Annotated in this window: 11 protein-coding genes; 5 read left to right on the top strand and 6 right to left on the bottom strand. The window is 43.3% G+C overall.

Annotated elements, in window-relative coordinates:
- Window positions 1-214 precede the first annotated feature (214 nt).
- On the bottom strand, window positions 215-1489 hold the full coding sequence (locus JMX18_RS06010) for an alpha-hydroxy-acid oxidizing protein (protein WP_201585723.1): 1275 nt from the start codon (window positions 1487-1489) through the stop codon (window positions 215-217).
- A gap of 336 nt (window positions 1490-1825) precedes the next feature.
- Between JMX18_RS06010 and JMX18_RS06005 the strand changes: the two genes are divergently transcribed.
- Window positions 1826-2779 carry an MBL fold metallo-hydrolase gene (locus JMX18_RS06005; RefSeq protein WP_201585717.1) on the top strand — a complete coding sequence of 318 codons (954 nt, stop codon included), beginning with the start codon at window positions 1826-1828 and terminating at the stop codon, window positions 2777-2779.
- Window positions 2780-2896: 117 nt separating this feature from the next.
- On the opposite strand, the gene JMX18_RS06000 is transcribed toward JMX18_RS06005, so the two are convergent.
- The gene (locus JMX18_RS06000) at window positions 2897-3523 is read right to left on the bottom strand and encodes a YceI family protein (RefSeq protein WP_201585709.1); all 627 of its coding nucleotides are present in this window, start codon (window positions 3521-3523) and stop codon (window positions 2897-2899) included.
- Between the two features lie 207 nt (window positions 3524-3730).
- On the opposite strand from JMX18_RS06000, the gene JMX18_RS05995 reads away from it, so the two are divergent.
- From JMX18_RS05995 to JMX18_RS13325, 3 genes are all read left to right on the top strand, one after another.
- Window positions 3731-4441 (top strand): pirin family protein, encoded by a 711-nt coding sequence (locus JMX18_RS05995; RefSeq protein WP_201585707.1) that lies wholly within the window; start codon window positions 3731-3733, stop codon window positions 4439-4441.
- A gap of 120 nt (window positions 4442-4561) precedes the next feature.
- Window positions 4562-5503, top strand: coding sequence for an NERD domain-containing protein (locus tag JMX18_RS05990; protein ID WP_201585705.1), 942 nt, complete (start codon window positions 4562-4564; stop codon window positions 5501-5503).
- A 175-nt stretch (window positions 5504-5678) separates the two neighbouring features.
- Complete coding sequence (locus JMX18_RS13325; RefSeq protein ID WP_201585703.1) at window positions 5679-5900, top strand: DUF2798 domain-containing protein; 222 nt, start codon at window positions 5679-5681, stop codon at window positions 5898-5900.
- A gap of 107 nt (window positions 5901-6007) precedes the next feature.
- Here the strand turns inward: JMX18_RS13325 and JMX18_RS05980 are convergent, their stop codons facing one another.
- The 4 genes from JMX18_RS05980 to exaC all read right to left on the bottom strand — a co-directional run bounded on the left by JMX18_RS05980 (window position 6008) and on the right by exaC (window position 11137).
- Complete coding sequence (locus JMX18_RS05980; protein WP_201585701.1) at window positions 6008-7708, bottom strand: GMC family oxidoreductase; 1701 nt, start codon at window positions 7706-7708, stop codon at window positions 6008-6010.
- Window positions 7709-7922: 214 nt separating this feature from the next.
- Window positions 7923-8249, bottom strand: a complete 327-nt coding sequence (locus tag JMX18_RS05975) for a DUF779 domain-containing protein (RefSeq protein ID WP_201585699.1) — start codon at window positions 8247-8249, stop codon at window positions 7923-7925.
- Between the two features lie 241 nt (window positions 8250-8490).
- On the bottom strand, window positions 8491-9519 hold the full coding sequence (gene adhP / locus JMX18_RS05970; RefSeq protein ID WP_201585697.1) for an alcohol dehydrogenase AdhP: 1029 nt from the start codon (window positions 9517-9519) through the stop codon (window positions 8491-8493).
- Between the two features lie 91 nt (window positions 9520-9610).
- Window positions 9611-11137: an acetaldehyde dehydrogenase ExaC gene (exaC, locus tag JMX18_RS05965; RefSeq protein WP_201585695.1), complete on the bottom strand. Its 1527-nt coding sequence runs from the start codon at window positions 11135-11137 to the stop codon at window positions 9611-9613.
- Between the two features lie 354 nt (window positions 11138-11491).
- Here exaC and JMX18_RS05960 point away from each other — a divergent pair, with 354 nt between their 5' ends.
- Complete coding sequence (locus JMX18_RS05960; RefSeq protein ID WP_201585693.1) at window positions 11492-13450, top strand: AAA family ATPase; 1959 nt, start codon at window positions 11492-11494, stop codon at window positions 13448-13450.
- Window positions 13451-13491 lie beyond the last annotated feature (41 nt).

Here is a 13491-nt window from a genome sequence, read left to right as displayed (position 1 = left end):
AATTGGATTTTTTATTATCATTTGATTATGAATATCTACTATTCAAAGATAGGCACTGCTGCTAGCTAAAATGATTTGAGGCAAGGTGCAAGTCGAGGAGACTAGAGCTACACAATAAAACCCCATAGTCGATTCTAAACCAAAAAAAGAGCTACTAACTAGGTTAGCAGCTCTTGTCTATATTGATTAAATTAGTTTAGCTTTATTACACTGATTAGCCGTTATAGGTGTCAAATCTTTCGTTTTCACCAACGATATCGATATAGTTTGGATTCAAATCAGACAGTTTTGCTGCACCAGTTAACAGCATGGTAGATTTCAGATCGTTGTTTAAGTGCTCAATGACCGACTGCACACCTTTTGCACCACCCAGTCCTAAACCATACATCATTGGACGACCCACTGCTACGGCATCAGCGCCCATGGCAATCGCGCGCACGATGTCGATACCACGGCGAATACCACCATCTAAGATAATCGGTACGCGTTTATTTACCACTTTTACTATAGGCGGCAGGGCAGTGATACTAGCAGGAACACCATCGATTTGACGGCCGCCGTGATTAGAAACTTGTATAGCGTCAGCACCTGCACGGATAAATCTATCAGCATCATCAGGGCGTAGAATGCCTTTGACTACTACAGGCAGACCAGTGAAACGTTTGATAAATTGAATGTTTTCAGGCGTTAAAGAAGTCTTTTGATCAAAAAAGTTCCCAAAACCCCCTTTTTTAGGATCATGATTAGCAAAGTTCGCATCTGGACGGAAAGGGCTCCCCATCGCTTTGAAGTCCTCAGGCATACCAGGTCCTAGAGCATCAGCAGTTAAGATAATTGCAGAATAACCAGACTCTTTGGCGCGAGTAAGTAATGAGCGCGTTACCGCCTCATCGTTATTCCAGTATAACTGAAACCATTTTGGTCCATTTGTCGCTTTAGAGATCTCTTCTAATGTGCTGTTAGAAGCGCCTGACGAGCAATATAAGGTATTGGCTAGACCGGCACCGCGTGCAGTGTCTTTTTCACCTTGCTCATGAACCATCATATGTGCACCCATAGGCGCAACCATAATTGGTGATGGCATATTCAGACCTAATAACTGAGTTTTGATATTGATATCATCACTAGATAAACCGACTAAACGTTTGGCAGCGATACGATAATCATCAAAGGCTCTACGGTTTTCGTGCAGCGTCCATTCATCTCCTGCGCCGCCAGATACAAACTCATATCCTGCCTTTGGAATAACGCCGCGAGCTTCCACTTCAAGGCGATCAAGACTAATGATATCAAGACTTTTTTCAGCGGTACTAGCTCGATAAGGTACGGCTGGTCTTGCAGCATCATTTGCAGCTGCAAACACTTGCGTACTCATTAGAGGTAAAGCACTCAGACCGATACCCGCTGCTCCCAGTAGCTTACGTCTTGAAATAGTTTTTTTGGCTATGGCGTCTAACTTTTCTTCTGGATTTTCGAGTAATGATTCCATTTTGTATCCTTAAGTAATTAGATGTTAACTCATCCATACAGTACTCTATACTTGAGAGTAGTATTGATATGGTGTAAATGACTAGTTGTGATAACTATAAGACTAAAGCCATAAGAGCATGATCCTATGATATTTATTTTATTCTAAAAATAGAAAATATCAAGCTTTATTATGATATTTAACTAACTAATAGCCCGTTAAATTAAATAATACTTTAACAGTATGAGTGTTTGTTATATATTATTGCTAGAAGGTAAGCTTTTGTGCCTCGTACTTCTCATTTTTCGAGACTTCTACTTAATACTAATATCACTTCAATAATATTTAAGGCGTATTATGACTTTATTAAAAAAATCCTTACTGACCTTGGCTAGTCTTACTCTTTCAATAGCAGCTCATGCCGCTTCTGATACCGGTATTAGAGTAGACAAATCAAATATTACTACGCGCACTGTATTGCCCGACTTTACGGTAGGTATGTGCGATGATGCCGCTCCAACGCTTACTAAATTGAAAGATAACTTATACCGTCATACCAATGGTTCAGGCTTAGCCGTCCACAGCGGTATTGTGATGATAACTGATGAAGGCGCTCTCGTCGTTGATGGCGGGGCAACTTGTGCTACAGAGTGGCTAAGCAAAGAGATTCAGAGCCGCTTTGGTGTTCCTATTAAATACAATGTGCTCACCCATGCTCATGCTGATCATATGGCAGGGAGTCAAGTGCTGCAAAAACAAGGCGCTACTATCGTTGCACACAGAAATGCGATTGAACCTGTCATTGGTGAAAGAATGCCTTATGCCATTCCTGATAAAGTATTTGATGAGAAAATGACCATCACTTTAGGCGGTGAAACGGTTGAGCTATACAATGTTGATTCTAGTCATTCAAATAGTATGACTATGGTGCTGTTTCCACGTCAGAAAGCGCTGCAATGTACTGACGTCTGCCAAAACAAAACCATGCCTTATAACGACTTTTTAGACTTCTATTATGATGGTTGGATTAATACTTTAGATTGGGTTATCGCACAAGACGTCGATATTATCGATATCGGTCACTACACGCCGGCGACTAAAGCCGAGCAAGTGGCGCTACGCCGTTATATGGTAGATTTGCATAAGCAAGTGCTGAAGCTTGAGCGTGCCGGACAAAGCTGGGATCAGCTCTATCGCAATATAGAGTTTAGCCCAGAAGTGCAAAGCTGGACCAACTTTAGCAATATGAAAACCCTTAATACTTTAGGTATGCATCGCTGGGTGAAAAACCATCGCCGTGGTATGTGGTAAACGATGAACTATTGGTGCGCTAAAACAATGGTAGCTTTATTTTTTATTAAACAAACGGCTTAATCCAAAAGAGCTGCTAGGTCAATCTAGCAGCTCTTCTTTTATTCAAGGGTAAAGTTAGTTAGCAGGGATTAGTTTGCCGGTAATCTCAAGTGGTATTTTGGTACCGACTAATCTAGGAAAAGCGGTGACCCCATAATTGTACCTGTCGACCAGACCGGTTGCGGTAAAGTTTAAAATGGGCTTTTGAGTGCTAGGATCGGTCTTCACGTCTGCTAACTTGACTCTTACGGTTAAAGGTTTGGTTTGACCCAAAGCAGTAAAATCGCCAGTTATGTCTGCCTCTTGAGGGGTGATCATCTTCACCTTTTTGGAGACAAAAGTCATAGTAGGATATTGCTGAGAGTTCAGCAGCTCTTTTCGGCGTAAAAAAGAATCTCTTATCTTAAGGCCAGTATCAACGCTATGGGTATGCACTTGGAAGTTTATCGTAGTGCTGGTTGGTTTTTTTACATCATAGTCTATTGAACCGTTGACCTTATGAAAATGACCATCGACAGTAGCACTACCTAGATACGCCACCTCAAATTCTGCACTGGTTTTTGGTACATCCAGTTTCCATTTCTGTGGAATATCGGTAGCAGCGAAACCTATAGTCGTTAACGACATTAATAGCCCCGCTGTCAAAGCTGGGCTAAGGAAGCGCAGCTTTGAATGAGACAATAAAGTAGCAGGTATAATCATAGTTATGATCCAAGAAACAGATGAAAATAAATCAATGTAAATGTTTAACAGACTCTAGTGTAAATACTATAAATGTCGGTTTTATAACATCATGAAGATACAAAGACGACAACTCATATTTGCATAGCCTACTATAATGACTGCTTTACCGTGTAGCATTATGGTTAGGCGATGTTATAAACATATAGGCTATATAAAGGAATTTATATGAAAACTATCCATCATCCAGCAAGCTTGCGCGGCGGTGCTCATCACGGTTGGCTCAAGAGTAAACACACCTTTAGCTTTGCTGATTATTATGATTCAGAGCGGGTAGGGTTTGGCGTACTGAAAGTGATTAACGATGATCATGTCGAAGGCGGTCATGGTTTTGGTTCGCACTCGCACCGCAATATGGAGATTGTCAGTATTCCGCTGTCAGGTGCGCTGGTACACAAGGATGACATGGGTAATGAGAGCACTATCAGCAGCGGCGAGATCCAGATTATGTCGGCAGGTACGGGGGTAGTACACTCTGAGATGAATGCTAGTGCAGATACGCCGGTTAAGTTTTTACAGATATGGATTGAGCCTAATAAAAAAGACGTCACCCCGCGCTATCAACAAGTTAACTTGGTGGAATTACTGAACCGCAATCAGTTTAATCAAGTGCTCTCGCCAAACAAAGACGACGCTGGCGTGTGGATTCATCAAAACGCTTGGTTTAGTGTGGGTGAGTTCGAGCAAGGCGTGACCCAAAGCTATAGGCTGAATAATACTGATAATGGTGCGTATGTGTTTGTTATATCCGGTAGCGTGATCATTAATGATAAAGCTTTACAGCCGCGTGATGGCTTGGCGATTACCGAAGTCGAAAAGTTTACGATGGAGGTGGTTAGCAATGCCCAAGTGCTGGTGATGGAAGTGCCGGTGTGGTGATGGTCTTGTATTATCAATTAAGTAAAAGCTGATTTTAAATTTGAGTAACTTCAAATTGGTACGTTTTTTGCTGCTTAGAATAGTAATTTACTGTTTATAATAAATCATGGGTAGTTAAAAATGTCTCTTATCTCCAGTTTCAAAGGTATCTTAGGCGAGACCGTTATCAACGTTGCCATGTGGCTAAAGCTTGAAAAGGAAGTCTATCATCGCTTAAATAATATCACCTTACCGTTATCCAATGGCGGCAGCACCCAAATTGATCATGTCATAGTTTCGGTATACGGCATTTTTGTCATCGAAACCAAAAATTACAAAGGTTGGATATTTGGCAATGAGAAGCAAAAACAATGGACGCAGGTTATCATGGGGCGCAAATATAAATTCCAAAATCCACTGCAGCAGAATTATCTACATATTAAAACGTTAGCTGATTTACTAGAGTTAGATATAAGATATTTTCACTCGATGATTGCTTTTATCGGTGAGTGCGAGCTTAAGACTCGTGATGAGTTGCCAGAGCAGGTGTTAACCAGCGGCATGGTGTCTTATATCAAGAAAAAGCAGGATAAGTTACTAGATGAGGACGAGGTTCAAGCCATTGTGAAGCAGATTGACAGTAGTCGATTTATTAAATCTTGGCGCACCAATAGAACGCATAAAACTTATCTAAAAGACAAACACAGTAACCTAAATACTAAGCTCAAATCCGAAATAGAATCGTCGGATAAGATTAAAAGTAGAAAAGCGCATAAGCGCTCTGATCAAGTGCAGGTTGAAAATCCCGATGCATTTATAAAGCAGCCTACCAGTGCTCAGCTTAATAGCGACAATACTATTTTCCCTACACCGTTTGAGGTTTCAGAACCCGAGTCTAAAGTTATCGCGTCTCATAATGTTAAACCCAATAATGAAGCTCTTATTTCTGAGAGCATACCTGCTTGTCCAAAATGTCAGGGCGAGATGATTAAGCGCGTTGCCAAAAAAGGAATACGGCAAGGTCAAACATTCTATGGCTGTAGTCAGTTTCCTAAGTGTCGCGGTGTGGTGAATGTAATGTAAGTTAAAAATTGTCATTTAATATAATATTATTCTAAATAATCAATCATCACGTTTGGTTTTTTAAGATTCAAAAACATTATGTATTTATATATAATGTTTTTATCGTTTTAGGCAGACCAGCAATAAAAGCCTATTCACATTCACATTAATATTAAATTTAACTTATAGGGAAATCATGAACTTTAAATTTAGATTGGTTAATACCGCCATAATGTCTACATTATTATCATTTCTGATGACCATGTTTATTACATTTATAAATTTGGGTTTGTCAGATGACTTTTTTATAAACTTTTTAAATGCTTGGAAGGTAGCCTTACCAACCGCATTCGTTGCCGTCTTAATCATCGGTCAACCTGTGCAAAAGCTAACCAAGCGAATTTTAGAATCTCAGTAAAAAGGGCTCACTAAGCTTAGGTTTAGTAAAGAAGGTGATAAAACAACCCTAAAGCTCGAAGCTCTATAATAGTCTGAATATCGCCTTAAAGAGCTTCGAATAAATCCTTAAGCTAAAACAGGCTCAGGGTGACTATGCTCAGCCTTACCACTGTTAACTTGACTGTTCTTAACCTCACTTTTAGTTTTATTATGTTCAGCCTTAATCATATCAGCCAATTTTTCAGCGATCATAATCGTTGGCGCATTAGTATTAGCGCTAATCAAAGTGGGCATGATTGAGGCGTCTATCACACGTAAGCCTTCTACGCCTCGCACTTTCAGCTCCAAATCAACCACTGAGCTATCATCAGAACCCATACGGCAAGTACCTACCGGATGATAGATAGTATCGGATTTATTCTTGATATAGCCCAGCATGCCGTCCTTTTCGATATAAGGAGCTGGGTAGTCCTCAGTGATATATTTGGCGAGGGGGGCTTCTTGCATGATAGCTCGAGTACGCTCAGCGCCGGCTACCATATACTCTACGTCCTTCGGATGCGATAAATAGTTGGGGTCGATCAGTACTGGATCATCGGGAACGGCAGAATTAAGCCTGACCGTACCACGGCTTTCGGGACGTAAATAGCAAGCATGGCAAGAGATAGCATAGCCACGTTTTAGCTCGCGACCGTGATTGATAACTCTCGATATTACGAAATGCAGCTGCGTATTGGGCCATTCTTTGGGATCGTCGCCTACACTAAAAAAGGCGCCGGCTTCGGCATAATTGGTAGTTAATATACCTGTGCCGTCTTTACGCCACTGCGAAATGGCTTTTAAGAAGTTCTTGCCAGCTACCATACCAACGCCAATGACGTCGGTAGTATTGACCTCATAATCGAAAACCACATCCAGATGATCTTGCAGATTACCGCCGACCTCGGGGGCATCGACCAGCACATCGATACCGTGCTCGTTTAGATGCTCAGCAGGACCAATGCCGGACAGCATCAAGACCTTGGGCGAGCCAAAAGTACCGCCGCATAAAATGACCTCATGATGTGCTCTAATAGTCAGCTCGCCATCTCGTTTTTCATAGACCACACCTACCGCCTTTTTATCTTCAAAGATGACGCGGTTGACTTGTGCATGGGTGATGACACTTAAGTTAGGACGGCTCTGTACCGGATGCAAATAAGCGGCCGCCGCTGAGCAGCGCTCGCCTTGCCTGTCGCCATGAAAGTGGGTGACTTGATATAAACCTACGCCGTCTTGTTTATCCTTATTAAAGTCTGGATTGTGGTCCAGTCCATTAGCAATGCCAGCTTCTACAAAAGCTTTGGAGATATCACGCGGACTAATGAGATCTGTAACATGCAGCGGACCGCTATCGCCATGATATTCATCGCTACCGTGGACATTGTTTTCAGACTTAATAAAGTAGGGTAGGACGTCGTCAAAGCCCCAACCTGTACAACCTTGCTCAACCCAGCGCTCATAGTCCAAGGCGCTACCACGAGTATAAATCATGGCATTAATCGCTGAGGATCCGCCCAAACACTGCCCGCGAGGTTGGAATCCGCGCCGGTTGTTTAAATGAGTTTGCGGAGTAGTATGAAAGCACCAATTATTGAGTTTAATAGGTTTACCGGGTACGAGGAGGATGAGACCGGCAGGCACACGAACGGCAAGATCTTTGCCATCGCCGCCGTATTCTAATAGGCAGACGCTAATGTCAGGATCTTCTGTGAGACGGCTGGCGAGCACGCAGCCTGCTGAGCCGCCACCAACGATAATATAATCGAATTGCTTATCAACTTCCATGTGATATTCCTTGTCGCTTCCTTGCTAACCAAGTGTTAGTCACTTATTACCATAGCTTTTATTGTGATAAAAGAGAGAAATAATAATGACTAAAGCGTATCAATGTAACGATGTAACGATGTGACAATCTATCGGGACATTTATTTATCAGCGCATTCATTTATCAGCGCACTAAACAGCGTCGACTTATGAGATGGGCAAAGTAGATCTTAATTTATACTTCACATACCTCTGAGCGGACGATAAAGCGTTTGCCCTCAGGGATCTCAAGCGAAAAGCTAGCACCGCGGCCGTCTACCACATCTATAGTTAAGTCGGTATGTTGCCAAAGCTTATACTGTGCCTTGCCCATATAAAAAGGACAGCCAGCCAGCTCGCCCACGAGGACATCTTGGCCGCCCACCTTGAATTCGCCTAAGGGATAACACATCGGTGAGCTACCATCGCAGCAGCCGCCCGATTGATGAAACATAAGCTCGCCATGTTTGGATTTTAGCAAGTCAATGAGTGCTTTACAGGCTTGGGTAGCCATGACTTTCATGATGATCTCCTTATCGCAAGTTTTATATTGAAGCTGTTAAATCCTAAATAAAAAATACATAACTAATAACTAATAGCTAAGAGAATAAATAAGAGAAAAAAGGCCGTATCACTTCAACTCAAACCGCTAGTAATGCAGGGTTGAAAATGATACGGCCGGTGATTAATGATTGAAGTGATTAACCATCTCAATCACAACATCATAGCGCTTCATTATAGCGCCTTTACAGGCTTGTTAATGGCTACATACGGTAGTCAATCACAATACGTCCCTCAATTTTGCCGTCACGCATGCGATCAAAGATATCATTAATGTTCTCCAGCGGCTCAGCAGCGACCGTCGCTTTTACTTTACCTTCGGCTGCCATCTCTAATGACTCTTGTAAGTCAAGACGAGTACCTACAATGGAACCACGAATGGTAATACCATCTAAAACAGTATCAAAGATCGATACAGGGAAATCACCGGTTGGCAGGCCATTACAGACCAAAGTACCACCGCGGCGTAACATGTTCAGCGCTTGATCAAAGGCTTTCGACGATACCGCCGTTACTAGCACGCCATGAGCGCCGCCAATCTCTTCTTGTATATATTCACCAGGATCAGTATTTTTGGCATTAACCGTAACTTTTGCGCCTAACTTTTTGGCAAATTCGAGCTTTTCATCATCGATATCGACAGCGGCTACATTGAGCCCCATAGCAATAGCGTATTGTACGGCCATGTGTCCCAAACCACCGATGCCTGAGATAACCACCCAATCACCGGGCTTGGTGTCAGTCATTTTTAGACCTTTATACACCGTAACCCCAGCACATAAAACTGGAGCAATCTCTACAGAGTCGACACCCTCAGGGATAACACCCACATAGTCAGCATCTGCGAGCACATACTCTGCAAAACTACCATTTACTGAGTAACCGGAGTTTTCTTGTTGTAGACATAAGGTTTCCCAGCCGCCCAAACAATGCGTACAATGACCACAAGCAGAATAGAGCCACGGCACTCCAACACGGTCGCCTTCTTTGACATGATGAACGTTGTCGCCAACCGCAGTAATAATGCCTACACCTTCGTGTCCCGGGATAAATGGCGGATTAGGTTTGACCGGCCAATCGCCCTCGATAGCATGCAAGTCAGTATGACAGACGCCAGATGCCTCCATTTTTACTACAATCTCGCCTGCACCCGGGGTTGGGATATCAACTTCTTCAATCTGTAAAGGCTGCCCAAACTCATGTAGGACAGCAGCTTTCATTTTATTACTCATATTATTAATTCCTTTTTTTACGTCAAAGATGCTTTTGAGCATCGGTTCTACACTTTACGTCGCTTCCCATAAAGTGTCTCAAAAGATAGGCTTAAAAGAAGCCCATCGCTTTAGGACTGTACGATACCAGCATGTTTTTGGTTTGCTGATAATGATCGAGCATCATTAAATGGTTCTCGCGGCCAATACCTGATTGCTTATAACCACCGAATGCTGAGTGAGCCGGGTAAACGTGATAGCAGTTGGTCCAGACGCGTCCTGCTTGAATACCACGGCCGAAGCGATAAGCTTTGTGTACACTGCGCGTCCAAATACCAGCACCAAGACCATATAAGGTGTCGTTGGCGATGCTCATGGCCTCTTCATCATCTTTAAAGGTTGTTACGGCTAGCACGGGACCAAAGATCTCTTCTTGGAATACCCGCATGTCGTTAGTACCTTTAAAGATAGTCGGCTGCACATAGTAGCCGTCTGCAAGATCGCCATCATGTTGGGCTTGTTCGCCGCCAACGAGGACTTCTGCACCTTCTTTTTTGCCAATATCGAGGTAGGATAAAATCTTCTCTAACTGATCTGAGCTGGCTTGGGCACCAATCATGGTATCGGTATTTAGGGGGTTGCCCATTTTGATGGCTTTGACGCGCTCGATACAGCGTTTGATAAATTCATCATAAATACTTTCATGTATTAAAGCCCTTGAAGGACAGGTACAAACTTCGCCCTGATTCAGCGCAAACATCACTAGACCTTCAACCGCTTTGTCTAAGAAGTCATCATCTTCATCCATAATATCGGCGAAGAAGATATTAGGACTCTTACCGCCAAGCTCTAGAGTCACTGGAATGATATTTTCGCTGGCATACTGCATGATAAGGCGGCCGGTCGTAGTCTCACCAGTGAAGGCAACTTTATTAATACGTGGGTTTGAGGCCAGCGGTTTACCAGCTTCTACGCCAAAACCATTGACTACATTGAGCACGCCTTTGGGTAAAATATCGGCAATGCCAATGGTCTCCAGCATGTATAGAATAGAAGCAGGCGTTTGCTCGGCGGGCTTTAGCACCACACAGTTACCGGCAGCAAGCGCTGGGGCAAGCTTCCATACGGCCATCAAGATAGGAAAGTTCCACGGAATAATCTGACCAACGACCCCTAGCGGCTCGTGAAAATGGTAGGCAACCGTATCATCATCAATTTGGCTAATACCGCCTTCTTGGGCGCGAATGGCGCTGGCGAAATACCGGAAATGGTCGATAGCGAGAGGAATGTCAGCAGCGAGAGTCTCACGTACCGCTTTGCCATTTTCATAGCACTCAGCGATAGCGATGGCTTCTAAGTTGGCTTCCATCTTGTCGGCAATCTTAAGTAGTAGATTGGCACGTTCGGTGACGCTGGTTTTGCCCCAAGCATCTTTTGCCGCATGGGCGGCGTCTAGCGCTTTTTCGATATCAGCTTCTTTGGAGCGCGCCACTTGGCAGATAGTCTTACCATCAATGGGGCTTGGGTTGTCAAAGTATTCACCATCGACTGGGGCGACCCATTCCCCATTGATGAAATTATCGTACTTCTCACGGAATTTTACCGGACTTTTGTCAGTGTTTGGATAGGCGTATAACATAAACGGTTCCTTGTTATATATTTTGAGATCAATCGGGCGCAAGTTTATTTATAGAGCTATAAAACAATATAAAAAATATAGACTTACTGGCTCGGCAACCTATCTTCCTGATGGGCTACTTACTCTATCGTACTAAGCTTTTGAGAGAACTGCTAGTTTAATTTAGTAATGTCTGATGAACTAATGTATAACTTTAAGTTATCAGGTATTAATAACTCAAAATGGTGGGCAAACTGACTACAAGAGTCATTACAACTGCTATAATAATTGTCAGTTATTTTTAGCTTTCAATTCATTATGGGCTGGGATGGTGCTTTAGCCCTCAACCCCTAAATTACTCATTGGTTTGGATATATGCGTCAATCTTCTGCTCTTGATATTCTAAAAACAGGTCAAAACGTCTTTTTGACTGGCTCAGCAGGTTCAGGTAAGACCTACACACTTAACCAATATATCAACTATTTGCGTGCGCGCCGAGTGCCTGTGGCGGTTACCGCTAGTACTGGTATTGCAGCGACACACATGAGCGGCACTACTATCCATAGCTGGTCAGGGATTGGGATTAAAGACGAGTTATCCGAGCGTGATTTAGCCAACTTATCACGTAAGCAGTTTTTGGCTGATAGGCTCAAAGATACGGCGGTACTCATTATTGATGAGATCTCCATGCTGCATGCCAAGCAGCTTAATGCAGTCAATCAAGTGCTCAAGCATGTGCGCAAAAATGATAGCGCATTTGGCGGTATTCAAGTGGTGGTAGCGGGCGATTTTTTTCAGTTGCCGCCCATTGGGAGTAAAGGTGAGAGTAATCGGGACAAGTTTGCTTTTATGTCTGAGGCGTGGCTTGATGCTAAGTTTCATATCTGCTATCTGTCTGAACAGCATCGGCAAGTTAGCGAAGCTGCCAATGGTGGTCTTGATTTGGACGATATTCTCAATCAAATTCGCCGTCAAGAAGTCAGCTTTGAGGCCATAGCGGCGCTGGAGAATACCTTTGATCAAGATGTCGATATCAAGCGTACGCGGCTTTATACTCATAATCTCAACGTCAATAAAATCAATGATAAAGAGCTTGCAGCGCTTGATGGCGAGATGATGCGCTTCGAGTCGACGGCGACCGGCGATAGTAAGCTAGTCGATACTTTGAAAAAAACCGTGCGTACTCAAGATGAGCTGATCCTCAAAGTTGGCGCTAAAGTGATGTTTATCAAAAATAACACCGAGCTTGGCGTCTCAAACGGCACGATGGGTGAGCTGATTGGCTTTGCTGCGGTAAAGGTGGATGATAAAGACCAAGCTCAAAATGACGCCTTTAAAGACAGCACAGAGGACGAGAGCAACGATAAAAAGAGCATTGATATCGACGATAATGATGATCTTAATACCAATACAAATACCAAGGGTAAGAATACGGAAAAGTCTAAAGCGAAAAAGAAAAAATCAGCCGCACCAAAAATGCCCGTAGTCCGTCTTAATTCAGGTCGTGAAGTGATCGCTGAACCCGAAGAGTGGATCATCGAAGATGAGAGCGGGGAGGTACTGGCAAGCTATCATCAAGTGCCATTGTGTCTGGCTTGGGCGATTACTATCCATAAGTCGCAAGGGATGACTTTGGACGCCGCTGAGATTGACTTATCACGTACCTTTGAGCTAGGTCAAGGCTATGTGGCGCTATCACGGCTTAAGTCGCTGGCAGGGTTGCAACTGCTCGGCATGAATAAAATGAGCTTACAACTTGATCCCTTGGCACGTGGTGCCGACAAGCGCTTTTTAGAGCTATCTGAGGAAGCCGATGCTAACTATGGCATGCTCGATGAAAAAAGCATGACGCAGGCGCACGAGAAGTTTGTGCTAAAATCAGGTGGCACCTTGAGTAAGTCAGTGATCGAGGCTTATGATAACTTGCAAAAGCGTCGCCGCGAACGGCTACAAGCTCAGCAGGATAAAAAGCAAAAGCTTGGCAACCAAGTCGCTGATAAATCAGAAAGCACGTTGTCAGAGACTAGAATTCTATTAGAAGAGAGTTTGTCTATCGCTGAGATTGCACAAACGCGCGGACTGGCACAGTCTACTATTATGCGCCATATTAGTGAGCTCAAATCGCAAGATCCCAGTCTTGCCTGTGATCATCTGCGTCCCGATGACGAGATTATGACCGCTGTGGGGAATGCTTATATCGCCATTAAAGTGGCTAATAATCCCAATGACTTCAACGATGATGGCAGTATAAAGCTGCGTCCTATCTTTGATTATCTGAAACAAAAAGTGGACTACAATACCATTCGCTTGGCGCTTATTTTTATTACTCCTTAACGCTGTATGGGTTAGGTGAAACGGTTTAACCCTCACTCTAG

The organism is Psychrobacter jeotgali, from assembly GCF_904846315.1.
Lineage (GTDB): Bacteria > Pseudomonadota > Gammaproteobacteria > Pseudomonadales > Moraxellaceae > Psychrobacter > Psychrobacter jeotgali.
This window is presented reverse-complemented; position numbering and strand designations above follow the sequence as displayed.